The following is a 24282-nucleotide window of genomic DNA, read 5'->3' as shown; positions in this document are numbered from 1 at the left end:
GATATGTCCGAACTACGAAGGGTTTGCCCGGTCCTCAAAGAAACCGACCGACTGGATTTGCGGTAGAACTTCTTTGTGAGCGACGAGTCTTTGGCGGCGGATGGGGCGGAGCTCAGTTCGCTGAGCAGTGTGATCCGGGATCTGGTGGAGCGGGTATCGGAAGTGGCCCGACGCTACGAGGGCACCGATCGGGAGGACGTATCGTTCGAACTGTACGAGGTGGAGCGGGGCTTGCGGGGTGCTACCCGTCGTCTCGACCGGCTCACTCGAAGTCTGTAAACCTGGAATCCTGCCACGGCCTCACCCGAAGCCTGTAGGTCTGCAAACCTACCTGTACCCATTGAGTTCACCGGGAGAAGAAATGTTCAATCTGCGCTTTGATCTGCGGACCCCTCCGTTCACCGAGGTCACCCACGGCGATCAGTACCGCGCCATGTTGGAAATGGTGAAATGGGCCGACACCCGAGGGTTCGCCGGGGCCATCACCAGCGAGCACCACGGCACCGAGGACGGCTTCATGTCGGCGCCGCTGGCCATCTCCGCCGCCATCTTGGGGGCCACCGACAACCTGATGTGTACGCTGTCGGCCCTTTTGGTGCCCTACCACGATCCGCTGCGGCTGGCCGAGGACATCGCCACCATCGATCTGATGGCGCCGGGCCGCTTCATCACCATCGCCGGGCTGGGCTACCGGGAGTTCGAGTTCGAGATGTTCGGCAAAGACCGCACCCGCCGAGGGCGCGACACCGAGGAGGCCATCAAGGTCATGCAGCAGGCCTGGACCGGGGAGCCGTTCGAGTACGAGGGCCGCACCGTGTGGGTAACCCCCAAGCCGGTGACCCAGCCCCACCCCCTCGTCATGGTGGGCGGCTCGGTGCCGGCATCGGCCAAGCGGGCGGCCCGGCTGCGGCTGCCCTACATGCCCCCCATAGGCGATCAGGAGCTGGTGGACCTGTACTACGCCGAAGCCGCCGAGATCGGATTCGAAGGGGCATTCGCCATGGCCCCCGACGGTCCGGGACTGGTGCTCGTGACCGAGGACCCCGACGCGCTGTGGGCCAAGATCGGCCCCAACATGCTGTACGACGCGGCGGCCTACGCCAGTTGGCAGTACCCCGACCAGCGCTCAGGCTGGCATGTGGACGCCGAAGACGTGGCCGGCCTCAAGGCCTCCGGCCAATTCGAGGTGCTCACCCCCGATCAGTGCGTCGAACTGGTGCGCACCAAGGGCGCGGCCACCCTCCACCCGCTGTGCGGCGGCATCGACCCCGCCATCGGCTGGGAGACACTGGAACTAGTGGTGAACAAGGTCATGCCCGCCCTCGCCGAGGGCTCATAACCCCGCCGACAAAGCGGCCCTAGTTGGCCAGGTCGTCGATTACCGCCCGGCCGACATACTTGCCCGACTGGAGCTCCTCGAAGATGTCGTCGAGCTCCGACAGGGCGCCGGTGCGCCCCACGTGGGTCTTGACCTGCCCGGCGGCGGCCATGTCCACCAACTCGCGCATATCTTGCACAGTGCCGACCGCGGAGTAGATGAGGGTGGCATCCCTCATGAAGAACTCGAACGGGTTCAGCTCGATGTTGCCATCGCTGGTGGGAGGCAGCCCCACAGCCACAAACAGCCCTTTGGGCCGCAGCAGACGGAACCCGAGGGTGAAGCCGGCCATCGCCGCGGAGAACACGATGCTGGCGTCCACCCCGCCGCGTCCGATCTTCTGCGGCACTGCCTCTAGAGCGTCGTCGGCGCTCACCACCACGTCGGCCCCGAGCGACTCCACGAACCCCAGCCGGTCGGCGCCGATGTCGACGCCCACCACCTTGTAGCCCAGCGCCTTGGCGATCTGCACCGCATAGTGGCCCAGCCCGCCGGCCGCGCCGATGATGGCCACCCAGCGCCCGGGTGGCACCTGGTTGCGGAACAGCTTCTTCACCGCTCCGTAGGCGGTGAGCCCCCCGCAGGCCAACGCGGCCTCCTCGTCGCCCACCGAATCGGGCAACACCACCAAAGACTTGGCCCATACGCAGAACTGCTCGGCGAAAGTGCCCATGATCCCCTGGGTCTGCGCACAGTGCCGGGGCTCTCCCTGCAAGCAGAACTCGCAGGCACCGCACCAGTAGCCGCCGCCGGTTCCCCCCAGCCCGAGGATCACCCGGTCGCCCACCTGGCTGTAGCGCTCCGCGCCCGGCCCCAGCGCCTCCACCACGCCGATGGCCTCGTGGCCCAGCACCTCGATGCCGGATACCCCCATCCAGTCGCCTCGGGCCAAGTGCAGGTCGGAGTGGCACACTCCCGATGAGCTGATGCGGATCAGCGCTTCCTCAAACCCCGGTTCAGGTGCTGGTACATCCAGAATCTGAAGGCTGCCCTCTACCAATCGTGCCGCTTGCATGCTGCCGTCCTCCCGTCTAGATGAGATACGAATTCGAGATGACACCCTAGTGGTCCGAGGCGCTTCCATCTTTGGCTGGCAGGCAAGTCCGCTTAGCATGGCCTCCCGACTGGGAAGGTTGATCATCGGTGATTGCGGCAAAAGGGACATTGACAGCGGTGGCGGCGGTGCTGATCGTTGCTGCCGGACTAGGCATCGCCAACACGGGGTTCGCCACAGCCGAGACGGTGGCTGATCGATGCTTCGACCACCATCAGTTCGGCCAGAAGCCCGTCCCGGTGGTCAAGACCGCCGACGACTCTGAAGTGCTCGCCCAGGTGGAGTGGGGGTGGAACGACTCCATCGGCTGCTATCTCGTGCTCGACGACCACGCGGTTGACGTTCTGCGGGCCTACGCCTCCGACCTCACCCCACCCCGCGACGAAGCAGCCGACCCCGACTGCGAAGACCGACGCGGGCCCATACCCGTGGCCAAGACCGCTGACGGCACCAAAGTCCTCGCTTCAGTGCACTGGAGGTGGAGCGAGGACTCTGACTGCCGCCTCGTCCTCGACGATCAAGCGGCGAGAACGATCCGCGCCGCAGCGGCTATTCCGGTTCCGACCTACACCGATGTGGCAGCAGGCCGAGATCATTCATGCGCGGTTCGCGTCGACAAAGCCATCGTTTGCTGGGGATCCAACGGCGACGGGCAACTCGACACCCCCGACGGCCAATACACAGATACGGCTGTGGGCGACACCCACACCTGCGCAGTCCGCACCGACAAAGCCCTCTCCTGTTGGGGGTCCAACAGCCACGGCCAGACCGACGCCCCCGAAGGCCAGTTCACCGCGGTGACCGCCGAGAGGTTGTTCTCCTGCGGCCTGCGGGCCGACAACACCATCGAATGCTGGGGCGACAACAGCAGCGGTCAGGCCGACGCCCCCGAGGGCCAGTTCACAGAAATCTCCGCCGGCGGCTTGCATGCCTGCGCGCTGCGAACCGACCACACCATCGAATGCTGGGGCTGGAACGGCAACGGAGAAACCGATGCACCCACCGGCAGCTTCAGCGCAATCGATGCCGGGGGGTCGCACTCGTGCGGATTGCGAACCGACCACACCATCGAATGCTGGGGCTGGGACTCGAGGGGCCGGACCGACGCACCAGCCGGCCAGTTCCTTGCCACCGCCGCGGGCAACGACCACTCGTGCGGTCTGCGAAACGACAAAACCATCGAGTGCTGGGGCGACGACAGCTTCGGCCAAACCAACGCCCCCACCGGCCAGTTCGCCCAAATCTCCGGGGGCTACCTGCGCTCCTGCGCACTGCGGGTCAACCACACCGTCGAATGCTGGGGCGGCAGCAGTTCCCAGCAGAACAGTGCCCCAGAGGGCCAATACACGGAGGTTGCCGCCGGTCCGTGGTATTCGTGCGGGTTGCAAACCAACACCTCCATCCAATGCTGGGGCCTAAACCCCGCGGGACAGACAGACCCTCCCGATGGGTTCTTCAGAGCCGTCACCGCGGGAGGGGGACACGCATGCGCATTGCGCATCAGCCGGTCCATCAGCTGCTGGGGCCACACTGCCAATGGAGCAACCGAGGCTCCGCGATACCGCTACAGTTCTGTGTCGGCTGGATTCGCCCACTCTTGCGGGGTGCGAACCGATGGCGCCATCCTGTGCTGGGGCGACAACAGCAACGGCCAAACCAACGCCCCCACAGATGACTTCTCCGCCGTCTCCGCCGGGCGCGCCCACACCTGCGGCCTCACAACCGACGACACCGCGGAGTGCTGGGGCGACAACAGCAACGGCCAAACCAACGCCCCCACAGATGACTTCTCCGCCGTCTCCGCGGGGCGCGCCCACACCTGCGGCCTCACAACCGACGACACCGCGGAGTGCTGGGGCGACAACAGCAACGGCCAAACCGACGCCCCCACAGGCCGGTTCACCGCCATTACCGCGGGCAGCTCGCACACTTGCGGTCTGCGGCCTGACGGGTCAATTGCGTGCTGGGGCGACAACAGCAACGGCCAGACCGACGCCCCGGGGGGCCGATTCACCAATATCTCTTCCGGGATGTGGCACTCCTGCGGAGTGCGCCCTGACGACACGGTTGTGTGCTGGGGCAGCCTGGCGATTCTGTCGGAGTCGTCGCCCGAAGAGGTCGAGGAGGCCGAAGAAGTCGACGTCTGAGCCGGCTCAGTCCCCAGCCGAAGGGCAGAAGGAGGCCAGCACGCACTCGTGGCAGCGGGGGCGGCGGGCGATGCACACTCGGCGGCCGTGGAGAATGAGCCGCAGGGAGAACTCGCCCCGCTCGGCGGCGGGCACCATGGGGTTCAGCTCCATCTCGATTTTCACCGGATCCTTGTGCTCGGTGATGCCCAGCAGTCCGGTGATGCGGCCCACGTGGGTGTCCACCGGCAGTCCGGGTAAGCCCAGGGCCACGCTGCGGATCACGTTGGCCGTCTTGCGGCCCACCCCGGGCAGGCTCACCAGATCGGACATCTTGCCCGGCACCTCGCTGTCGAAGTGCTCCACCAGGTCTTGGGCCATGCCCACCAGATTGCGGGCCTTGGTGGCAAAGAACCCGGTAGACCGAACCAGCTCCTCCACATGGGCCAAGGGCGCTTCGGCCAGGTCTTCAGGGGTGGGATAGGCGGCAAAGAGGTCGGGGGTCACCATGTTCACCCGCTTGTCGGTGCACTGGGCCGACAAGATGGTGGCCACCAGAAGCTGGAACGGGTTCTCGTGGTCCAACTCGCACACCGCCTCGGGGTATTCCTCGGCCAGCAGCTCGTGTGTGCGCCGGGCCCGGCCCTTGGGTGTGCGCGGCTTCGCCATCGACGGGATGGTAGCGACCCCGGCGGGAGAAGTTGGGGCCGCTACCGTGGTCCCCGTGACGCTCACGGTTGTCCGCCCCGACCAGGGAGAGTTCGCGTGGTCGATCACCGCAGGCCCCGACCAGCCCCGCGATGACGACACAGCCAGCCAGATCAAGGCAGTCCTCGGCCAAGCCGAGGCCGGGAAATCGGTGCAGCTGTGGATTGAGCAGGCCAGCGATACCGACGATCAATTCGCCGCTGATCTCGGCTTTGCCCCCTATCGGGATCTCTGGCGAATGCAGCGCACCCTTCCGGCTGACCGCTCCTCCATCGCCACTCGGGCCTTCGCCCCCGGCACCGACGACCAGGATTTCCTGCGGGTGAACAACCGGGCCTTCCACTGGCACCCCGAACAAGGGGGTTTGACCCCCGACGAATTGGCCCAGCGCATGGCGGAGGAGTGGTTCGACGCCGAGGGGTTCCGGCTCCACGAGCGCGATGGCCGTCTGGCCGGCTTCTGCTGGACCAAAGTCCACCCCCACGAGACCCCGCCGGGGGGAGAGATCTACGCCATCGCGGTGGATCCCGACTTCCACGGCCAAGGGCTGGGCAAACCCATTACCCTGGCCGGACTCGATTACCTGGCCGACCAGGGCCTCACCGTGGGATTCCTCTATGTGGAGTCGGACAACGACCCCGCGGTGGCCACATATCGCAGCTTGGGATTCAACCACCACTCCACCAATCGGGCCTACTGGTTCACCGCCCCATGAGCACTGATCCCTCGCTCCCCCAGGGTCAAGACAAAGTGGCCGCGGTGCGGTCGATGTTCGATGCCATCGCCCCCCGCTACGACTTGCTCAATCGCCTGCTGACCTTCGGCATGGACTGTCGATGGCGGCGGCGGTCGGTGCGAGAGCTGCGTCTGCCGCCGGGATCGCTGGTGTTCGACCTGGCCTGCGGCACCGGCGACCTGTGCCGAGACCTGGAAGCCGCCGAATTCAATCCGGTGGGCTTCGACCTGTCAGCCGGAATGCTCCAAGTGGCCCACAAATACCGGGCTTCGGCCAAGCTGCACGCCCCGCTCGTGCTGGGCGACGCCCTGTGCCTCCCGGTTCCGGCCGAGAGCGCCGACGGGATCACCTGCGGATTCGCCCTGCGCAACGTGGTGGACTTAGACCAGCTGTTCGCCGAGCTGGCCCGGGTAGTGCGCCCGGGCGGGCGGGTCTCGCTGTTGGAGGTGTCCGAGCCGTCCAACCCCATCATGCGGGCCGGGCACTGGCTGTATTTCGGCAAGGTCATTCCCCTGATCGGCGGGCTGTTGTCGAATCGGTCCGCCTACGAGTACCTCCCCAAATCGGTGGCCTACCTGCCCCCCGTGCCCGAGGTGCTCGAGCTCTTGGCCGGCCACGGGTTCGACGCCGTGAACCACACGGCGCTCTCCGGCGGCATCGCCCAGTTGATAACCGCAACCCGAAGGCCCTAGAACCGACACCCCATGTCCCTGTTGGCCCAGCACATACCCGCTGACAACCCTGAACAGATGGCGCTCACCGACCAGCAGACCACTCTGGGCTGGGCCGAGCTCGACCGGGTGATGAACCGGGCCGCCAACCTGCTGCACTCGCTGGATTTGGGACCGGAGCGGCGGCTGGCGGTGTTCGCCGAGAACTCTGCCGAAACGGTGATCGCCTACGTGGCCGCCGCATTGGCCGGAGTTTCGGCGGTGCCGGTGAACTTCCACCTCACCCCCGACGAGCTGGCCTACATCGTGGAGGACTCCGCCTCAGCCCTGCTGCTGGTGGGACCCGAGACGGCTGAGCGGGGCCTGCTGGCCGCCGAGGCAGTGTCGAAATCAACCGGCAGCCCGCCCATTGCCGTGATGGGATGGCGCTGCTCCGACCACCCCGAGGTGTCCTCCTGGGAACAGGGCCTAGCCCTGGCCTCCGCCGAGCCCCCGCCCACCGACACCCCGCCGGTCCCCCACCTGTTCTACACCTCGGGCACCACCGGTCGGCCCAAAGGGGTAGACGCGCCCCCCGCCCTGTTCCGGGGCGGGGAGACAGTGGCCGAGTACTTCGCCACCTGCGACACCCCCAACGCGGCCCTCGGCACCCATCTGGTGGTGGGGCCGATGTACCACGCCGGGCCATTCTCGGCTACCCGCAACCTCATGGGCGGCGCCCCGGTGGTGGTGATGGGCCGCTTCGACGCCGAGGCCACCCTGGCCGCCATCGAGCGCTACCAGGTGAACGCCGTGTTCATGGTGCCCACCCACTTCAGCCGGCTGCTGGCCCTGCCTGCGGAGGTGAGGGAGAAGTACAGCACCGACAGCCTGGTGTCGATAACCCACAGCGGCGCGCCGTGCCCGGTATCGGTGAAACGGGCCGTGATCGACTGGCTCGGGCCCATCATCTCGGAGGGCTACGGCTCCACCGAGGTGGGCGGATCGTGCCACATCAACTCCGAAGACTGGCTGGCCCACCCCGGCTCGGTGGGGCAGCCGGTGCCTCCCTTCGAAGTGCTCATCGTGGACGAAAACGGCAACGAGCTGCCGCCAGGCCAGGAGGGGCGGGTGTATTTCATCGACACCAGCGGCCGGGGCATCAGCTATCGCAATGCCCCCGAGAAGACGGCGGCCGCCCACTTGCGACCGGGAGTGTTCACTCTGGGCGAGATCGGCTATGTGGACGACGAGGGGTTCCTATACCTCACCGATCGGTTCTCCGACATGGTGGTGTCGGGCGGGGTGAACATCTACCCCGCCGAAACCGAGCAGGTGCTGGTGGAGCACCCCGGCGTGGCCGACACCGCCTGCATCGGCGTGCCCGACGAGGAGATGGGCGAGCAGCTTAAGGCCTTGGTGGTGCCCACCGACCCCAGCCATCCCCCCTCCGAGGCGGAGATCATCGCCTTTTGCCGCGACCGCATCGCCCACTACAAGTGCCCCCGCACGGTGGACTTCATCAGCGAGGAGCATCTAGGCCGCTCCGCCATGGGCAAGATCAACAAGCAGGCCCTGCGCGCCCCCTTCTGGAAGAGCTAGGCCGCTGGGAACTAGGCCGAAACGGCCAGGGCAATCGTCAACAGCGCTCCGAACAGCAGGTGCAGGCGGGCGGTCTGGTTGAGCAGGGGGGCTTTGGGCAGCGAAGACAGTGCCATCCACAGAGCGGGAACAGCCAGCGCCATCGAAGCCAGCGTCAGCGGCGCCCACGGAACAGTCACCGACATGGTGAGGCCCACCCCCAAGGCCGCCACCACCAGGGCAACGTAGAGCCAGGCGGCCCGCCGGTCGCCCAGGCGCACCGCCAAGGTCCGTTTGCCCGCGGCCTGGTCTTGGGCGATATCACGCAGGTTGTTGGCCATCAGCAGCGCCGAGGCCAACAGGCCCACCGGCACCGCGGCCACAACGGCCAGCGCGGTGATTTCCTCGGTCTGCACGAAGGCCGTGCCCGCGGTGGCCACCAGGCCGAAGAACACGAACACCGCCACCTCTCCCAAACCGGCATAGCCGTAGGGCCGCTTTCCCCCGGTGTAGAACCAGGCGGCAATGATGCAGGCCAGACCCACCGCGATCAGCCACGGCGCAACCGCAATGGTCAGCACCAGGCCGGCCGCCGCCGCCACTGCAAAGGCGCCGAACGCGGCCCAGCGCACCGCAGCCGGCGCCACCATGCCACCGCCCACCAGCCGGGCCGGGCCCACTCGGCTGGCATCGGTGCCCCGAATCCCGTCGGAGTAGTCGTTGGCGTAGTTCACCCCCACCTGGAGGGCCACCGCCACCACCAGGGCCACCGCGGCCCGCCACCACACCACATCGGGAGCGACCGCCGCGGTGCCCACCGCCACCGGCACCACCGCGGCGGGAAGCGTCCGGGGCCGAGCCCCCTGAATCCAGAGCCTCATCGAAGCATCACTCCACAAGTCTTGCCCATCGCCGGAGTTCGTTAGTGTCGGAGCCATGAACCGCCTGGGCGCCGAAACCAGCCCCTATCTGCGCCAGCACGCCGACAACCCGGTGGACTGGTACCCGTGGGGGGAGGAGGCCTTCGCCGCCGCTCGGACCTCCGACAAGCCCATCTTGTTGTCGGTGGGCTACTCGGCCTGCCACTGGTGCCACGTCATGGCCCACGAGTCGTTCGAAGACCCCGAGACCGCCAAGGTCATGAACGAGCTGTTCGTGAACGTCAAGGTGGACCGGGAAGAGCGCCCCGACGTGGACACCATCTACATGGAGGCCGTCCAAGCCCTCACCGGTCGGGGCGGATGGCCCATGACCGTGTTCATGACCCCCGACGGCCGCCCCTTCCACGGCGGCACCTACTACCCCAGGGTCAGCCGGGGCCAGATGCCGTCGTTCACCGAGATCATGCACCGGATCCAAGACGTGTGGGCCAACCGCCGCCAAGATGTAAACGACCAGGCCGACCAGCTCACCCAGTCGCTCAATCGCACCGCGCTCATCCAGCCCGATCCTCAGCGGGCCGCCCCCGGAACCGGCTCAGAAGCCCTCGACCAGGCCACCGCGGCCCTGCGCCAGCAGTACGACGCGGCGTGGGGCGGCTTCGGCGGGGCCCCCAAGTTCCCCCAGACCATGAGCCAAGAGGTGCTGTTGCGTTCCTACCTCCACAGCGGCGACCAAGACGTGCTCAACATGGTGATCAACTCGCTCGACGCCATGGCCTCGGGGGGGATCTACGACCACCTGGGCGGCGGCTTCAGCCGCTACTCGGTGGACGCCCAGTGGATCGTGCCCCACTTCGAGAAGATGCTGTACGACAACGCCCTGTTCGCCCGGCTGTACCTGCACGCCTGGCAGGTAACCGGCCGGCCCCGCTTCCGACAGGTGCTCAACGAGACCATCGGCTTCGTGCTGCGAGACCTACGCCACGACAGCGGCGGCTTCTACTCCGCCCTCGACGCTGACTCCGAGGGCGAGGAGGGCCGGTACTACGTGTGGACCCCGGATCAGATCACCTCGGTGCTGGGCGACGACGCCGCCGAGTTCATGGCCTGGTTCGGGGTGACCGAGGCCGGCAACTTCGAGGGCCACAACATCCTGTGGCGCCCGGTGCGGGGCGATCTGCTGCGCCCGGCCGGCGTGGAGCTGAGCCGGGAGCGGCTTCTGTCGGCCCGCAGCCTGCGCATTCCGCCCGGTCTGGACGACAAGGTGCTGCTGGAGTGGAACGGCCTCATGCTGGCCGCGCTGGCCGAGGCCGCCGCGGCCACCGGCAACCAGCAGTGGATGGAGGCGGCCATCAAGAACGGCGGTTTCCTGCTCGACCGGCTGCGCCGCCCCGACGGCCGCTGGCTGCGCTCCTGGCAGGCGGGCGACGGAGATCGCCCCGCCCAGGCCCGCCACCTGGCCTATGCCGCCGACTACGCAGCGGTGGCCGACGCCTACACCCGTCTGGGCGAGGCCTCCGGCCAGTCCCGCTGGATCGAAGAGGCCGTCCAGGCCGCCGACGGGTTGCTGGAGCTGTTCTGGGACCACGAGCGGGGCGGGGTGTTCACCACTGGGTCGGACGCCGAGGAGCTCATCTGCCGCCCCAAGGAGATCACCGACAACGCCATCCCTTCGGCCAACAGCGCTGCGGCGGTAGCCCTGCTGCGCCTGGGCACCCTTACCGGGCAAAACCACTATCTGGATCGGGCCGAGGACATCTTGGCCCTGCTGGGCGAAGTGGCCGCCAACCACCCCAGCGGCTTCGGCCACCTGCTGGAGGCGGTGGACATGCACGCCACCGGCTTCACCGAGGTGGTGATCGGCGGCGACCGCCCTGATCTGGTGGACGCCATACGAGATGACTACCGGCCCAACACCGTGCTGGCCTGGGGCGAGCCCTATGCCTCCCCCTTGTGGGAGGGCCGAACCGAGGGTCTGGCCTACGTCTGTCATGGCTACACCTGCGAGGCCCCCGCCGACAGCAAAGACGAGCTTCTGTCTCGTTTGTAGTGAAAATGTGCCGTCCGACCCCAGGGGTTCACCAGAGGGACCCCAGCCTGGGATAAGCTACGGAGCCGCGAACTGAATGTCGCGCGGACCGCGATCATGGAGGGCAGCATGTCCAACGGCACCAGCAAACCCAGGCGGGCAATGCAGTTGGCGGGAGCACTAATTACGGTGGCTGGGCTTGTAGCCACCATCACCGCGTACGCGTCGGCCCAGGACACGCCATCGCGCTACTACTCCGGGGTCATTTCCGGCCCCGATTACTGCCTAAACGCGAGCCTCGGAGGTCCCAGGACCTACCCGTTCGACAGCGACCGCGACGGTGTGGCCGACACTTGCTCGCTCCCCCGCTCGCGCCGGGAAACGGCGGCCCGTCAGAACGCCATGGAACGACTGGGCGGAGAACTGGCTCTGTACTTTGGGCAACTGTTCGCCGATGAATGCACCAAGGTGGCCGAGACATTCGGAGAGCAAGCTGCCGAGGCCACTGACGAGTGCGCCGCCCCCCGTGCCGCTCATGCAACCGGACGTGCTCTTCCCGCTGTTCCCCAAGCACCTATCCCGCCGGAGAGCACTTCACCGCGCTTCTTCTCCGGGCCGGTGGTCACCAGCAGCGTCTTCTGCCTAGACCGCAGCTTTGGTGGACCGGTGACCTACCCGTTCGATGTCGACGGCGACGGCGTGGCCGACATCTGCGCGCTCCCCCGCACCCGGCGAGCAGCAGTAGCGCGCCAGAACGCCTTCGAGCGCCTCGCCATGGAGCAAGAGCCCTACTTCCTCCTGCTCGTGGCCGAAGAATGCCTACGCGTGCCCGGCTCCTTCGGCGAGCCAATTGCCGAGGCCAGCGATGTGTGCGCCACTGGGGCCACCACACCCACCGATTCCGAAACCGGCGATCCTCTCCCCACCCCCAACCCCGGCGGTACCCGCCCCGGCACCGGTGGTGGCGGCGGAGGCGGCGGCACCCCCACCATCACACCCCCCGTTGCACCCGTGGCCACCAACCCGGGCACCTATAACAGGCGGGCTGCCCGGAACGTGCAAATGGACCCGGGTCCCAACCAGATCCTCGTCAGCTGGGAAGCGGTCCCGAGCACCCAAGATACAGACGACACCAGAACCAATTTGGATGCCAGCGACCCCTATGACGCGAGTGACGTGTACGAGTACGAAGTGTGGTGGGCTCAGAAAGGCCAAGGCTGGTCCACCACCAACCGGCATATCACCGATGACGCGTCAGCCACGAGCTACGCAATCACTGGATTGAACGACAGGGTGACCTACAACATCCGGATCAAGGCAGTACGAGGGCCAAGCGGCGATCCGTTCACCCCGACGCTGACAAGCACCCCTGGCTTGGCCGGACCTCCTCGTTGGCCTGCTGCCAACGCTCTCACCAGCCCGTTCTTTGGCCGGATAACAGCAGATTGGGACGCACCGCTTGATACCAACTCTGATGACAACATCACTTCGTACGTCATCCAGTGGAGTACGAGCCCAAGCGGTTGGTCTACCACCCGTCAGGCAACTACGGCAGTAGGCACGACCTCGTACACCATTACCGGCCTTTCCAACGGCACCTACTACGTGCGGGTCCAAGGGGTGAACTCCGCCGGCCCTGGCACATGGTCGCTCACCGAGATGCTTCGACTGACTGCCACACGGCCTTCACCAGGCCAGCCCACCGAGTTGACACTCACCACCGCGGCAAATTCGCAGCTGACCGCGACTTGGATGAAGCCCAGCTCCACCGATGAGCCAACTCACTACCAGGTGCAGTGGCGCAACGTGACTGCCCGAGAAAACTGGTCGACTAGTCGCGAGCACACTGTTGTCGGTGCTGACACCCTCACAGCCACCATCCCACCCTCAGGCTCCTTAATCCCCTCGAACACCTACGAAGTGCGGGTGCGGGCCATCAACCAGGACATCGCGGGATCGTGGTCATCCCTAGCCCGAATCGTCTTGGGCCAGGCTGCGGCACCCACAAACCTCAGACTTAACCCGAACGGTGGCCACCAAATCTTGGTGACATGGACGGCAGCTACGAGTGTGCCTGCGGTGCTGAGCTACAACCTCCAGTGGGACACCAGCAGCGGATTCGCCAGCAACTGCCAGGTCGACGCCTCCTGCACTCAGGTACCAAAGGCCTCTAGCGACACGAGTCATCAGCTCTCCAGCTTGGACAACAACACCACCTATTACGTACGGATTCAGTCGGTCAACGCCAACGGCCCCGGTCCCTGGTCTCCAACACACTCCGTCAAGCCGGGAGCGCTCCAAGCACCGGGGAGTCCGGCTGCGGCTGCCGTTAGCGTCTCAACAAACGACGACTACAGGAAACTCTCTGTGACTTGGACTTCCGGCAGCGAAACAGGCAAATCCGCTTTGACTGGCTTCACAATCCAATACCGGCGTACCGGAACTACGAGCTGGAGTTCCAGCAGCCTAAGCGATTTTGATGACAGGACAGACACCACCTACAACTGCACTAGCGGGGATATCGACGGAGATATAGCGGCCCAAGGAGCCTCCTATGGATGTACTCTCACCGGGCTTCTCTCCGCCGTCTCCTACGACGTGCGGATCCGGGCGAGGAATAGCTTCGGCGAGGGCCCCTGGTCCACTACAGCCACAGGAACACCTGCAAACGGCAGGCTCGGTGCTCCGTCGGTATCGAATGTGGAAGATGTGGCTAACCAGAGTGGATCGCTGAGGGTGACTTGGACACAAGCAGATGAATCACCCAAGCCCGCAGTGAGCAGCTTCGAAATGCGACGGTGTCACACCCCAACGGGCGGCTCTGAGACTTGCTCAACATTCGGAGTCGGGAGACCGACACCCCAATCGGGCGTGTACGCATACACCATCAGCGGGTTGACCAACGACCAGCTATACGAAATAAGTCTTCGAGCACGAAACACCCACGGATACAGCGACTGGTCTAGCGAGTCCACAGGAACCCCGACCAACACGAACTGACCGATAATGGCCGGGTGGCTATGCCACCCGGCCTTCGTCACCCAAAGCAATTGGAGATGGGTCGGGCTTTATTCGCGGGGGTCGTCGATGGTGACGGCGCTTACCTCGCCCAGGCGGGTGGTGACCATGTCAAGGGCGATCTGCTCTAAGAACTCTTTGGGCATGACGCATTCACGGCACTCGGCGCCTTCCAGGATGAGTCGAAGGGCCACGGTGCCCTCGGCGGCTGATACGAATTCAACGTCGCCGCCGTCGAGGGCTACTAGGGCCCGGAGTTCGCCGACGGCCTCATCCAACAGGGCTTGATCCATGGCGATGGATTCTAACTGGCGTCTTGTCCCAGGTTCGGGGGTCGGGTGCGCGACAGGAACGCACCGGCATCCGCCAAGATGAGCTGGCCGGTGGTGCAGCGGGCCAGGTCGGAGGCCAGGTAGACCGAAAGGCGGCCCAGTTCTTCGGGCAGGGTCTCCCGGCGCAGCGGGGTGGCGGCCACGATGGCTTCGTAGTGTTCGGGAGAAAATGCTTCCCTTATCAACTCAGTGGGGGTGGTGCCGGGGGCGATAGCGTTGACTCGGATGTTGTGGGGGCCGAGCTCAACGGCCATAGACCACGTCAGGTGGTTGATGGCGGCCTTGGCCGCGGCGTAGCTCGACATCATGGGCGAGGGCCGGGTGGTCTCCCCTGAGCTGACGTTGATGATCACGCCGCCGCCCTGCTCCATCATGACCAAGGCCTCAGCCCGGCCGCACAACGCGGTCAGCACCAAGTTCTGATCTACGAGATCCCGCCAGAACTCCCCGTCCATGTCCACAAACCGAGTTGGCGATCGCCCCGCCATCATGCCGACGTTGTTGACGGCTATGTCCAGGCTCCCGCCCCAAGCCACCACATCGGCCACCAGGGACTCAATGGCAGCGTCGTCGCGCAGGTCAGCCGGGAATGCGGTAGCCGTGCCCCCTTCTTCGGCAATTTGGGCCACGGTTTCCTCGGCATTTTCGCCCCGGATGTCGTTCACCGCCACCGATGCGCCAGCCCGACCCATCCACCGGGCGATCTCCCGGCCTATGCCTGCTCCCGACCCGGTGACCAGCGCCACCTTGCCGGAGTGGTCGATCTCGACGCTCATCGCCTCAATGCCGCCGTCAGTCGCTCGGTCTCGAAGCTCACTGATCCGGTGCTGCTAGCTGTGCCGGAGTCCAACCCGCACGGCGTCGTGGTCGGCGGTGCGCTGGAGCAGGGCCATGGCCTCATCGATCTGGTCGAGGCCGAACACCTCGCCCAAAAGCGGTCCAGTGGGGAACTCCCCGCTGTTCAAGATGTCCACCGCCTCACGCATGGAGCTAGGGGTGGACCCGCTCCCGCCTTGGACCGTTAGCCCCTTGAGCACGATCAGGTCGGTGATCATCTCCACTGGCGCCAAGTTCTTCAATCCGGCCAGCTGCACTTTGCCCCCTTGGCGAACCAGGCTCAGACACAAGGGCACGGTGGCGGTGGCATCGGCCAGATCTACGGCCATGTCGGCCATGGCCCCGCCGGTTATCTCGGCCACAAACGCCACCAGGTCGGTGGCGGTGACATCGACCGTCACGTCAGCGCCCACCTCGCGGGCCACCTCCAGGCGCAGGGCGTCGGCACCGGTGCCGGTGACGATTACCGTCTCTGCTCCCCGGCGCTTGGCCTCCGCGGCGTACACCAGCCCCATGTGGCCCGGCCCCTGCACTACCACGGTCTCACCCTCTCCCACGGGCATCCGGCTGAACCAGTTGCACACGTTGGCCAGCGGCTCGAACAGGGTCAGCTCGGCGGCATCAATATCGTCGGTCAGCTTCACCAGATGGGTGTTGGGCAACACGCCCATGTACTCCCCGTATCCGCCCCACAGCCCGTGGCCGTCTTCGAGGCCCATCGTGTAGCCGTACACCTCGCCCAGGCCAAACGGGTTGTTCTCCGTAACCGGGGCCCGCACAACAAGGTCCACCGCCACCCGGTCGCCCACTGCCACGCCCAGGTTGGCGTCGTCGGCCAGGGCATGAACCCGGCCCACGATCTCATGGCCGGGAACCAGCGGTGATTTCTCTCCGGGGACGTGCTGGTGGCCGTGGAGTTGGGCCACGTCGCTGCCGCACATGCCCACGGCCTCCACCTTGAGCACCCCGCCGCCGGGGGGCGGCTCTGGCACTGGGAAGTCGTCCCTCAGTTGGAAGGTGCCGTCGCCGTTGAAGACAACGCCCCGACAAGTGCTGCTCATGGTCGCCGCCTCTCTTCTGGGGCTGGGGGCTGCTAGATCCCGCTCTTTTCCAGGATGTGGACGCCGCAGCTCGAGCCGAGGCCGATCACGTGGGCCAGGCCCACGTTGGCGCCTTCGATCTGGCGGTCGCCGGCCTCGCCCCGCAGGTGGGTGGCCACCTCGTACACGTTGGCCACGCCGGTGGCGCCGATGGGATGGCCCTTGGAGATGAGGCCGCCGGACACGTTCACCGGAGTGTCGCCGTCGCGCCACGGGGCGCCCCGGTCGATGAAGTCGCCCGCACCGCCCGGCTCGCACAGCCCCAGATTGTCGTAGTGGATGAGCTCGGCGGTGGCGAAGCAGTCGTGCAGCTCCACCAGGCTGAGGTCTTCGGGGCTCACCCCGGCCTGTTCGTAGGCGGCCTGGGCGGCGTTGCGGGTGAGGGTGTTCACGTCGGGTTGCATGGCACCGGATTCCACATAGGGGTCGGTGGTGAGCACCGAGGCGGAGATCTTCACCGCCCGAGACTGCTGCTCGCGGGTGAGGGTGGCAAAGCGCTCCTCGCCCACCAGCACGCAGGCCGCGGCCCCGTCGCCGGTGGGGCAGCACATCAGCAGCGTGTTGGGGTAACTCTGCATGGGCGAGCCCATCACCTCTTCCAGGGTGAACTCCTTCTGGTACTGGGCCAGGGGGTTCAGCGTGGAATGGGCGTGGTTCTTCTGGGCCACCTTGGCGAACTGCTCAAAGCCCACCCCGTCGTTGTCGTTGGCGTACTCCATGCCCGCCTGGGCGAATACTCCGGGCATGGTGTCGGTGCCCAAGATGCCGTCGATGGGCATCACCGCTCCGAAGCGGCCCGAGGGCTCATACACGTTCTTCTCTTTGCGGGCGCCGCCGGCCAAGAGCCCCATCTTGCCCATCTGCTCCACGCCGATGGCCAGACCCATGTCGGCCTCTCCCGCCCGGATGGCCATGATCACGGTGCGCAGGGCGGTGGCCCCGGTGGCGCACGCGTTAGACACGTTGTACACCGGGATGCCGGTCTGGCCGATCTGCTTCTGCACCTGCTGGCCCATGCCGGCGTTGGCCTGGAACAGGGTCCCGCACGACAGGAGGTCCATATCGGTGATGGACACCCCGCCGTCGTCGAGCGCACCTAGAGCCGCCGTGGCGGCCAAGTCCACCGCATCCTGGTCGGGGTAGCGGCCGAACGCCGTCATGTGCGTTCCCAGAACCCAGATGTCTTGTGCCATTTTCGGCCTCCTATTGATTGGCTGCTAGGCCGGGGCGTAGCCGAAGGCAACGGCCTCTTGGCCGTCGTCGTCGGTGCCCACGACATAGGTGTCGAGCTTGACTTTCATGCCGAGCGAGATCTTGGCCGGATCGGGCTCGATGTTGATGAGGTTGGAGCGCACCGAGGTGCCGTCGTCGGTGAGGACGATGGCCGAGACGTAGGGCGTGGGGATGGTGGGGGCGGCCCGGTAGACGATGCTGAAGGTGCGCAGCGTGCCGGTGTCGCTAACCCGCACCGGTTTGAACTCTCGGTGGCCGCAATGGGCGCAGGCGTTGCGCCGGCCGAAGAAGCGGGCACCGCAATTGGTGCACTCGTTGGCTTGCAGATGGGGCTCATCGCCCAAGACGAGGTAGTCCACAAGTGGGATTTGCACGAGAGGCAGATTACCTCAGCGGCTGTTGTACCGGCCCAACTGCGCCGGGCGCATGGGCCGATTGTTGGCTATCCGGGGATGTCGAAGCCCTCGGGGAAGCCGCCGTCCATGTACCCGCCGATTTCCACCTTCTTGACGATGCGGAATCCGTCGGGGGTCCGGGAGACGGTGTCGTGGTACCACCCGCCCACGTAGAACAGGTGCAGCCCCGATCCGTTGGGATCGAACTTGCCATCGTCATCCACCGGCATGCCCATGGGATTGTGGAAGAGCGTCGTGCATTGGGCGGTGTCGCCGTCCCAGCTCCGGATATAGGTCTTGCCCACCATATGCTGGGTCATGGGGAAGATGGAAAGGGCCATCTGGAGCCAGCCCTTGACGGTGGGATAGTCGGCATTGGCGTCGTCCACTCCGGGGGCCGACGAGGAGTAGTCCAGGTGGGCGTCGGGAGTGAAGACCGTGTCGAGCAGGTCCCAGTCCTTCTCATCGATGGCAATGGTGTAGCGGACGATGGTGTCCTCGATGGCCAGACGGACGACGGGATCAGGCATGTTCATGGCGGGCCACCGTAGTAGACAACCTCGTCCAATGGCCTACGGGGGCGGGAGGCGGAGGAACTCGGTCGATCTTCATCTGGGTATCCAAGGGCCACGGTTCCGACGATGCGGCGATCCTCGGGGATCTTGAGGCCCTCGATTACGGCGGCTTCGTGCTCGAAGACACCGAAGAAACAGGAGCCCAGGCCCGCGGCCGTAGCGGACACAAGCAGTTGGTGCACCGCCATGCCCGCATCCACCCACCAATAGGGCACCGGCCAGGCCTCGGGGCTGTCGCCGAGGCCGGTGGGGGCCTTGTCGGGCTCGGAATAGCGCCGCGCGTAGCGCTCGGGCTCGGTGAGCACCACCACCAGCACCGGGGCAATCAGCAGGTCGGGCCAGGGGAACTCGGCTCGACGCTCCGGGGTGAGGGTGAGCTGCCAGTAGCGCTCGGGCTCGGTGACCACGCAGAACTCCACGGCCTGGGTGTTGCCCGCTGACGGTGCTCGGCGAGCCTGGTCGAGCAGCTCGGGCAGCAGGCCGTCGGGCAGTGGATCGGGGAGAAAGTTGCGGCACATCGGCCGCCGAAGGGGCGAAGTGTCGCTCATGGCCCCGGACAGCCCGACCGGCGCCTGATCGCTCAGGTGTACTTGAGCAGGTCTTCGGCCATGATCCAGCCGAAGGCGATCATGGTGTCGCCGCCGGCGCGGTCCACCTTGTCGAACAGGGCAGCCACGTCGGGGTCGATGCCCTCGGGCTTGGCGGTCTCGTAGTCGAGCAGGCAGGCCTGGCTGTCGTCGCCCACCACTCGGAAGTCCCGGTCGAGGTACCGGCTGGCGCTGATGCTGAACCGCTTGGCCAGGCGGCGTCCCCAGGCCCGCTCTTCGCCGGAGGCCTTGTGGCCCGGGCGGGGAACGATGTCGACCAGAGGCTTGAAGGCGTCAAACCCGCCGGCGTTGTCGAACTGGGTCCCCAAGAGCACGTCTTCGTCGGGGAACGCCATCAGGGCCCGGTGGAGCTGTGCGTCGACCAGTTGGCGGAGAACAGTGCTGCGCTTGGAGGTGCGGGCCACCGAGGCCAAGCCCACCAACACGCTCGGCGTCCCGCCGATGCGCTCCAGGGTGGAGAAGGCGAATCCCCGGAGCTTGCCGTTCTCCCGGGCGGTGGAGATCAACACCCACTCCTCGGTCTGCTTGGAGAGCAGCCCTACCGAAAAGGGATTGGGGCCGTCAGCACACATGTCGGCCATTTCGGCCAGTTCAGCGTCGGTGACCGCTGTGCAGTCCTTGGTTTCGACGTCGATTGCCATGCGCTGCTCGCCCTCCTTGCTGGCTGGTCCCCCACAGATTTCCGCCCGTGGGCACCCCTATAGTCCATCAATCGCTCCGGTAGGCGCGCAAACCCGCAGGATTGCAAGGGTTTTCGATGATTGACCGCTTTCGGTAAAACGCCAGCTAGTCGGGCTGCACGGCTATGGCGTTGCTGCCCAGCTCCTCCCGCAGCAGGCCGATCAACCCACTTCCCGTGTCCACTCCGTAGTCCGATGAGAGCTTGATTCCCTTGTCTTCACCGAGCATCAAGACCACTTCTGACTTGCCCGGATGGCTGGCGAAAATCGACTTGAGGGTATCGATCCGGTCCACGGTCAGCTTTTGGGTGTTGATGTTCACCTTCAGAGGGCCGAGGCCGTTGGCCCAGTCGGCCCGCACCGGCTCCACTCCGTAGCAGATCAAGTTGGGCTCCTCGTCGCGGCGATCCAGTCGCCCCTCCAGCACAACCACCAGATCGTCCTCGATCTTGTGACCGTGCTCCTCCATCGCCCGGGGGAACAGCGTCACCTCCATGGTTCCGTACATGTCCTCAAGGTCGAATGACGCCATCTGGTCGCCCTTCCTGGTCCACCTCTTGCGGAAGTTGCTCACCACCCCGCCGACTTTCACCGAGGCGCCCTCTTCCGCTTCGGCCAGGTGGTCGATCCGATGGGTGGTCTTGCGGGCCAGCACCCCCTCCACGCCCATGATGGGGTGGTCGGACACGTACAGCCCGAGCATCTCCCGCTCGGCGGCCAGCCTCCGAGACTTGTCGAACTCGGTATCGGGAATCTCGATGTCGTCTTGGAAGGCATCGGCTCCGCCCTCGTCGAACAGGCTCATCACTCCCTGCTCGCGCTCTCGCTGCTGCTGGATGCCGCGCCGCACAATGGGCTCGAACACGTTCAACAGCCCCTGGCGGGGATGCCCCAGAGAGTCGAAGCTGCCCCCCTTGATGAGCGCCTCCACGGTCCCCTTGTTCAGCACCATCGGATCAACCCGCTGGCAGAATTCGTGGAAGTCGGCGTACGGCCCGTTTTTCTCCCGCTCCTCCAGGATCATCTGCGCCGCGCCCGCTCCCACGTTGCGGACTGCGGAGAGCCCGAAGGAGATGGACTGCTCGCCTTCTTCCAAGCCGATGGCCGCGAAATCCCTCTGGGAGCGGTTCACATCCGGGAGGGTCACCTTGATCCCCTGCTGACGGCACTCGGCCAGATACACCGCCGCTCTCTCCAACTTGCTCTTCACGCTGGTCAACAGCGCGGCCATGTACTCCACCGGGTAGTTCGCCTTGAGGTAGGCGCACTGGTAGGCGATCAGCCCATAGCCATAGGAGTGGCTCTTGCCGAAGGCGTAGTCGGCGAACTGCTCGATGATGTCGAACAGCTCGGTGCCCAACTCCTCGCCGTAGCCGCTCTTCTCGCAACCGGCCACAAACGAGTCCCGCTCTTTGGCCATGAGCTCGCGGTCTTTCTTGCCGCAGGCCTTGCGGAGGTTGTCGGCGTTGGCCAGGGAGTAGCCGGCAAACTTCTGGGCCACCCGCATGACGCTCTCCTGGTAGATCATCAGCCCGTAGGTGTCGCCCAGAATGTCGGCGGCGTCCTCGTGGAATACCTCCACCGGCTTGCGGTCGTTCTTGCGGTCGGCGTAGTCGCGGTGCATGTTGGCCGCCATCGGACCTGGCCGGTACAGGGCCACCAAGGCGGCCACGTCGTCGAAGCAGGTGGGCTTCAGCGAACGGATCAGCGAGCGCATCGGGCCGCTCTCCAACTGGAAGACTCCGATGGTGTCGCCCCGAGACAGCAGCTCATAGGTGGCCTCGTCATCCAAAGGCACATTGTCGATGTCCACCCTTACCCCGCGAGACTGCTCGATCACCCCGACGGCGTCTTCGAGCACGTCCAGATTCCGCAGGCCCAGGAAGTCCATCTTCAACAGGCCCAGATCCTCCACCGCGTGCATCTCGTACTGGGTGACGATCGGGGCCTCCTCCAAGGTCTGGCCCGGAGATGCCTTGCGCTGGATGGGCAGATACTCGGTAAGCGGCTCTTTGGTAATCACCACCGCGGCAGCGTGGATGCTGTCCTGGCGGCGCAGACCCTCCAAACCGCGGGCCACATCCACCACTTTGCGGGCATCCTCATCGTCCTCGTACATCTCCCTCAACTCGGCGGCCGCCTTGTAGCCGTCGGCGTGCTCGTCGCTCTCCTCCAAGCAGGCCCACAGCGGGGTGTCGCGGCCCAACACCAGCGGAGGCATGGCCTTGGCCAGCTTGTCGCCCAATGCGTAGGGGTAATTCAGCACCCGGGCGCTGTCGCGCACCGCGGCCCGGGCCTTGATGGTGGAGAAGGTGATGATCTGGGCCACATGGTCTTCGCCGTACTTATGGGAGGCGTAGCGGATGATCTCGTCTCGGTAGCGGGAGTCGAAGTCCATGTCGATGTCGGGCATCGACACCCGCGACGGGTTGAGGAAGCGCTCGAACAGCAGGTCGTAGCGGATTGGGTCGAGATCGGTGATTTGGAGGCAATAGGCCACTGCGCAACCGGCCGCGCTCCCCCGGCCCGGCCCCACCCGGATTCCCCGCTCCCGGGCATAGCGGATCAGGTCCCAAGTGATCAGGAAGTAGGAGGAGAAGCCCATGTCGGAGATGACCTTGAGCTCGAATGCCAGCCGATCAGCCACCTCATCAGACAGGGGACTCCCCCACCGGGCTTCAGCCCCCTTCAGGGTCAGGGCTTGGAGGTATTCGTCGGCATTCTCGTATTCGTCGGGAATGGGGAAGTCGGGGAGCTGCGGCTTGCCGAACTCGATCTCCACATTGGCCCGCTCCGCAATCAACAGCGTGTTGTCGCAGGCCGGGATCAGGTCGGAGAACACATGGCGCATCTCCGCCGCCGTCTTGAGGTAGTGCTCGCTGCCGTCGAACTTCAAGCGGTCGGTGTCGCTCACCAGCGAGCCGGTTTGCACGCACAACAGGGCATCGTGGGCCTCGGCATCGTGCCGATGGGTGTAGTGGCTGTCGTTGGTGGCCAACAGGGGGGCGTTGATCTGGCGGGCCAGCTTGATCAATTCGGGGTTGGTGCGAATCTGCGCGTCGATGCCGTGGTCTTGGATCTCCACGAACAGGTTGTCCTTCCCGAAGATGTCCTGGAGGCGGGCCGCTTTGGCCACGGCGTCGTCGTAGTCGTCGCGCAGCAGGGCCTGGAGCACATGGCCGCCCAGACAGCCGGTGGAGCAGATCAGCCCCTCGCTGTGCTCGGCCAGCAGCTCCCAATCCAGCCGAGGCTTGTAGTAGTAGCCCTCGAGGAACGCCCGACTGGACAGTTGGATGAGGTTTTTGTAGCCAGCGTTGTTCTCGGCCAACAGCGTGAGGTGGTAGTAGAGCTTCTGGCCTCCCTCAGTGCTGCCCCCGCTGTCGTCGAGCTTGCCCCGCCGGGCGGGCCGCTCGCTCCGGGTTTCGTGGGCCATGTAGGCCTCGGTGCCGATTACCGGCTTGATTCCCTCGGAGTGGCACGTTTTGTAGAAGTCGACAACCCCGTACATGTTGCCGTGGTCGGTCATCCCCAGCGCGGGCTGTCCGTCGGCGGCGGCAGCCTTGACCAGATCGCTCACCCGGGAGGCACCGTCGAGGATGGAGTACTCGGTATGGACGTGGAGGTGGGTGAATGAACTGGACACAGCACTCCTGTGGACAATCTGTGGTTAGGTTGTGGAAAACTACAGAGTTGTAGTTTCTGACCATACCAAGATGGGAGAGCCCATGCTCGTCGCCCGAGATTTCCCGCGTTTTCCCTGGTTGTTGGACCGCTAGAGATACGTTCCCGGTGCTTTGTCGTGCGGGAGGCGGGCGGCGCCGGGGGGAAGTTCGGCGCGGATGTTGGCCAGCTGCTGCTGGGCCGACACCTGTTGGGCGAACAGAGCAGCCTGGATGCCCTGGATGAGGCCCTCCAGCCAGCCCACCAGCTGGGCCTTCGCCACCTGGAGCTCGGCTTGGCTAGGAGGGTGGTCTTCGGGGAAGGGCAGGATCAGGCGGTCGAGCTCCTCATTGAGGTCGGGCGACAGCGCGGAACCCAGCTCTTCGATCGAGGTTTCGTAGATCTCTCTCAGCCGGTCGCGGCTCGACTCGTCGAGGGAGGCATCGCGCACCTCGTCCAAGAGCTGCTTCATCATCGTGCCCACCCTCATGACCTTGGCCGGCTGCTCGATGGCCTCTCGGGCCGATGCGACCTCCGCGGGGTCGCCGTCGGCGGGCGAAGTCTCGTGGACGATCTCCGCAGGCTCAGCCGATGCCGGCTGACCGGTGTCTGACATGGCTGGAAACCTACCCTCTGGCCAACTGACCGGTGTCTGACATGGCTGGAAATTTACCCGCCCACCGGCGAGTTCGGGCACATCC

At 65.7% G+C, this 24282-nt stretch carries 21 protein-coding genes; 8 read left to right on the top strand and 13 right to left on the bottom strand.

All coding sequences use genetic code 11. From position 1 onward, the window contains the following. Window positions 1-75 precede the first annotated feature (75 nt). A complete protein-coding gene (locus ACOQPI_RS12425) occupies window positions 76-279 on the top strand; it encodes a hypothetical protein (RefSeq protein WP_420619944.1) in 204 nt (67 codons plus the stop codon). Window positions 280-361: 82 nt separating this feature from the next. Further along, window positions 362-1339, top strand: a complete 978-nt coding sequence (locus ACOQPI_RS12420) for an LLM class flavin-dependent oxidoreductase (protein WP_420619943.1) — start codon at window positions 362-364, stop codon at window positions 1337-1339. Window positions 1340-1358: 19 nt separating this feature from the next. On the opposite strand, the gene ACOQPI_RS12415 is transcribed toward ACOQPI_RS12420, so the two are convergent. After that, on the bottom strand, window positions 1359-2393 hold the full coding sequence (locus ACOQPI_RS12415; protein WP_420619942.1) for a zinc-dependent alcohol dehydrogenase: 1035 nt from the start codon (window positions 2391-2393) through the stop codon (window positions 1359-1361). Between the two features lie 158 nt (window positions 2394-2551). Here ACOQPI_RS12415 and ACOQPI_RS12410 point away from each other — a divergent pair, with 158 nt between their 5' ends. Next, window positions 2552-4579, top strand: a complete 2028-nt coding sequence (locus ACOQPI_RS12410) for an RCC1 domain-containing protein (protein ID WP_420619941.1) — start codon at window positions 2552-2554, stop codon at window positions 4577-4579. 6 nt (window positions 4580-4585) lie between these two features. On the opposite strand, the gene nth is transcribed toward ACOQPI_RS12410, so the two are convergent. Next, the gene (gene nth, locus ACOQPI_RS12405) at window positions 4586-5227 is read right to left on the bottom strand and encodes an endonuclease III (RefSeq protein WP_420619940.1); all 642 of its coding nucleotides are present in this window, start codon (window positions 5225-5227) and stop codon (window positions 4586-4588) included. A 55-nt stretch (window positions 5228-5282) separates the two neighbouring features. On the opposite strand from nth, the gene mshD reads away from it, so the two are divergent. Genes mshD through ACOQPI_RS12390 form a run of 3 tightly spaced genes read left to right on the top strand, consistent with a single transcriptional unit; the run spans window position 5283 to window position 8254 of the window. Then, entirely contained in the window at window positions 5283-5981 is a 699-nt protein-coding gene (mshD, locus tag ACOQPI_RS12400; RefSeq protein ID WP_420619939.1) for a mycothiol synthase, read from the top strand. Further along, on the top strand, window positions 5978-6694 hold the full coding sequence (locus tag ACOQPI_RS12395) for a ubiquinone/menaquinone biosynthesis methyltransferase (protein WP_420619938.1): 717 nt from the start codon (window positions 5978-5980) through the stop codon (window positions 6692-6694). The genes mshD and ACOQPI_RS12395 overlap by 4 nt, the downstream gene beginning before the upstream one ends. Before the next feature lie 12 nt (window positions 6695-6706). Continuing rightward, entirely contained in the window at window positions 6707-8254 is a 1548-nt protein-coding gene (locus tag ACOQPI_RS12390) for an AMP-binding protein (protein ID WP_420619937.1), read from the top strand. Window positions 8255-8265: 11 nt separating this feature from the next. Here the strand turns inward: ACOQPI_RS12390 and ACOQPI_RS12385 are convergent, their stop codons facing one another. Next, on the bottom strand, window positions 8266-9114 hold the full coding sequence (locus ACOQPI_RS12385; protein ID WP_420619936.1) for a 1,4-dihydroxy-2-naphthoate polyprenyltransferase: 849 nt from the start codon (window positions 9112-9114) through the stop codon (window positions 8266-8268). Between the two features lie 55 nt (window positions 9115-9169). Between ACOQPI_RS12385 and ACOQPI_RS12380 the strand changes: the two genes are divergently transcribed. Both ACOQPI_RS12380 and ACOQPI_RS12375 read left to right on the top strand, forming a co-directional pair. Beyond that, window positions 9170-11164 carry a thioredoxin domain-containing protein gene (locus tag ACOQPI_RS12380; protein ID WP_420619935.1) on the top strand — a complete coding sequence of 665 codons (1995 nt, stop codon included), beginning with the start codon at window positions 9170-9172 and terminating at the stop codon, window positions 11162-11164. Between the two features lie 168 nt (window positions 11165-11332). Continuing rightward, window positions 11333-14143, top strand: a complete 2811-nt coding sequence (locus tag ACOQPI_RS12375) for a fibronectin type III domain-containing protein (RefSeq protein WP_420619934.1) — start codon at window positions 11333-11335, stop codon at window positions 14141-14143. A 68-nt stretch (window positions 14144-14211) separates the two neighbouring features. Here the strand turns inward: ACOQPI_RS12375 and ACOQPI_RS12370 are convergent, their stop codons facing one another. The 10 genes from ACOQPI_RS12370 to ACOQPI_RS12325 form a co-directional block, all read right to left on the bottom strand. Beyond that, window positions 14212-14454 carry a NifU family protein gene (locus ACOQPI_RS12370; RefSeq protein WP_420619933.1) on the bottom strand — a complete coding sequence of 81 codons (243 nt, stop codon included), beginning with the start codon at window positions 14452-14454 and terminating at the stop codon, window positions 14212-14214. Window positions 14455-14465: 11 nt separating this feature from the next. Further along, on the bottom strand, window positions 14466-15269 hold the full coding sequence (locus tag ACOQPI_RS12365) for an SDR family NAD(P)-dependent oxidoreductase (RefSeq protein WP_420619932.1): 804 nt from the start codon (window positions 15267-15269) through the stop codon (window positions 14466-14468). 54 nt (window positions 15270-15323) lie between these two features. Further along, entirely contained in the window at window positions 15324-16391 is a 1068-nt protein-coding gene (locus ACOQPI_RS12360; protein WP_420619931.1) for a zinc-dependent alcohol dehydrogenase, read from the bottom strand. A 32-nt stretch (window positions 16392-16423) separates the two neighbouring features. Then, on the bottom strand, window positions 16424-17623 hold the full coding sequence (locus ACOQPI_RS12355) for a thiolase family protein (RefSeq protein WP_420619930.1): 1200 nt from the start codon (window positions 17621-17623) through the stop codon (window positions 16424-16426). Between the two features lie 24 nt (window positions 17624-17647). Beyond that, window positions 17648-18037 (bottom strand): Zn-ribbon domain-containing OB-fold protein, encoded by a 390-nt coding sequence (locus tag ACOQPI_RS12350; RefSeq protein WP_420619929.1) that lies wholly within the window; start codon window positions 18035-18037, stop codon window positions 17648-17650. Window positions 18038-18105: 68 nt separating this feature from the next. Then, entirely contained in the window at window positions 18106-18594 is a 489-nt protein-coding gene (locus ACOQPI_RS12345) for a nuclear transport factor 2 family protein (RefSeq protein WP_420619928.1), read from the bottom strand. Continuing rightward, complete coding sequence (locus tag ACOQPI_RS12340) at window positions 18591-19181, bottom strand: nitroreductase family protein (protein WP_420619927.1); 591 nt, start codon at window positions 19179-19181, stop codon at window positions 18591-18593. Before ACOQPI_RS12340 ends, ACOQPI_RS12345 begins: the two co-directional genes overlap by 4 nt. 32 nt (window positions 19182-19213) lie before the next feature. Then, the gene (locus tag ACOQPI_RS12335) at window positions 19214-19882 is read right to left on the bottom strand and encodes a hypothetical protein (RefSeq protein ID WP_420619926.1); all 669 of its coding nucleotides are present in this window, start codon (window positions 19880-19882) and stop codon (window positions 19214-19216) included. A gap of 145 nt (window positions 19883-20027) precedes the next feature. Then, window positions 20028-23564: a DNA polymerase III subunit alpha gene (gene dnaE, locus ACOQPI_RS12330; RefSeq protein WP_420619925.1), complete on the bottom strand. Its 3537-nt coding sequence runs from the start codon at window positions 23562-23564 to the stop codon at window positions 20028-20030. 129 nt (window positions 23565-23693) lie between these two features. Then, entirely contained in the window at window positions 23694-24197 is a 504-nt protein-coding gene (locus tag ACOQPI_RS12325) for a proteasome activator (RefSeq protein WP_420619924.1), read from the bottom strand. Between the last annotated feature and the right edge of the window lie 85 nt (window positions 24198-24282).

The organism is Candidatus Poriferisocius sp., assembly GCF_965219815.1.
Lineage (GTDB): Bacteria > Actinomycetota > Acidimicrobiia > Acidimicrobiales > Bin134 > Poriferisocius.
This window is presented reverse-complemented; position numbering and strand designations above follow the sequence as displayed.

What these genes read in the sequence shown, in the direction of transcription:
- ACOQPI_RS12390 (WP_420619937.1), top strand. Translation starts at nt 6,707, where the DNA reads ATGTCCCTGTTGGCCCAGCACATACCCGCTGACAACCCTGAACAGATG.
- ACOQPI_RS12355 (WP_420619930.1), bottom strand. Translation starts at nt 17,623, where the DNA reads ATGGCACAAGACATCTGGGTTCTGGGAACGCACATGACGGCGTTCGGC.
- ACOQPI_RS12325 (WP_420619924.1), bottom strand. Translation starts at nt 24,197, where the DNA reads ATGTCAGACACCGGTCAGCCGGCATCGGCTGAGCCTGCGGAGATCGTC.
- ACOQPI_RS12385 (WP_420619936.1), bottom strand. Translation starts at nt 9,114, where the DNA reads ATGAGGCTCTGGATTCAGGGGGCTCGGCCCCGGACGCTTCCCGCCGCG.
- nth (WP_420619940.1), bottom strand. Translation starts at nt 5,227, where the DNA reads ATGGCGAAGCCGCGCACACCCAAGGGCCGGGCCCGGCGCACACACGAG.
- ACOQPI_RS12370 (WP_420619933.1), bottom strand. Translation starts at nt 14,454, where the DNA reads ATGGATCAAGCCCTGTTGGATGAGGCCGTCGGCGAACTCCGGGCCCTA.
- ACOQPI_RS12340 (WP_420619927.1), bottom strand. Translation starts at nt 19,181, where the DNA reads ATGAGCGACACTTCGCCCCTTCGGCGGCCGATGTGCCGCAACTTTCTC.
- ACOQPI_RS12345 (WP_420619928.1), bottom strand. Translation starts at nt 18,594, where the DNA reads ATGAACATGCCTGATCCCGTCGTCCGTCTGGCCATCGAGGACACCATC.
- ACOQPI_RS12360 (WP_420619931.1), bottom strand. Translation starts at nt 16,391, where the DNA reads ATGAGCAGCACTTGTCGGGGCGTTGTCTTCAACGGCGACGGCACCTTC.
- ACOQPI_RS12380 (WP_420619935.1), top strand. Translation starts at nt 9,170, where the DNA reads ATGAACCGCCTGGGCGCCGAAACCAGCCCCTATCTGCGCCAGCACGCC.
- ACOQPI_RS12420 (WP_420619943.1), top strand. Translation starts at nt 362, where the DNA reads ATGTTCAATCTGCGCTTTGATCTGCGGACCCCTCCGTTCACCGAGGTC.
- ACOQPI_RS12365 (WP_420619932.1), bottom strand. Translation starts at nt 15,269, where the DNA reads ATGAGCGTCGAGATCGACCACTCCGGCAAGGTGGCGCTGGTCACCGGG.
- ACOQPI_RS12335 (WP_420619926.1), bottom strand. Translation starts at nt 19,882, where the DNA reads ATGGCAATCGACGTCGAAACCAAGGACTGCACAGCGGTCACCGACGCT.
- ACOQPI_RS12395 (WP_420619938.1), top strand. Translation starts at nt 5,978, where the DNA reads ATGAGCACTGATCCCTCGCTCCCCCAGGGTCAAGACAAAGTGGCCGCG.
- ACOQPI_RS12415 (WP_420619942.1), bottom strand. Translation starts at nt 2,393, where the DNA reads ATGCAAGCGGCACGATTGGTAGAGGGCAGCCTTCAGATTCTGGATGTA.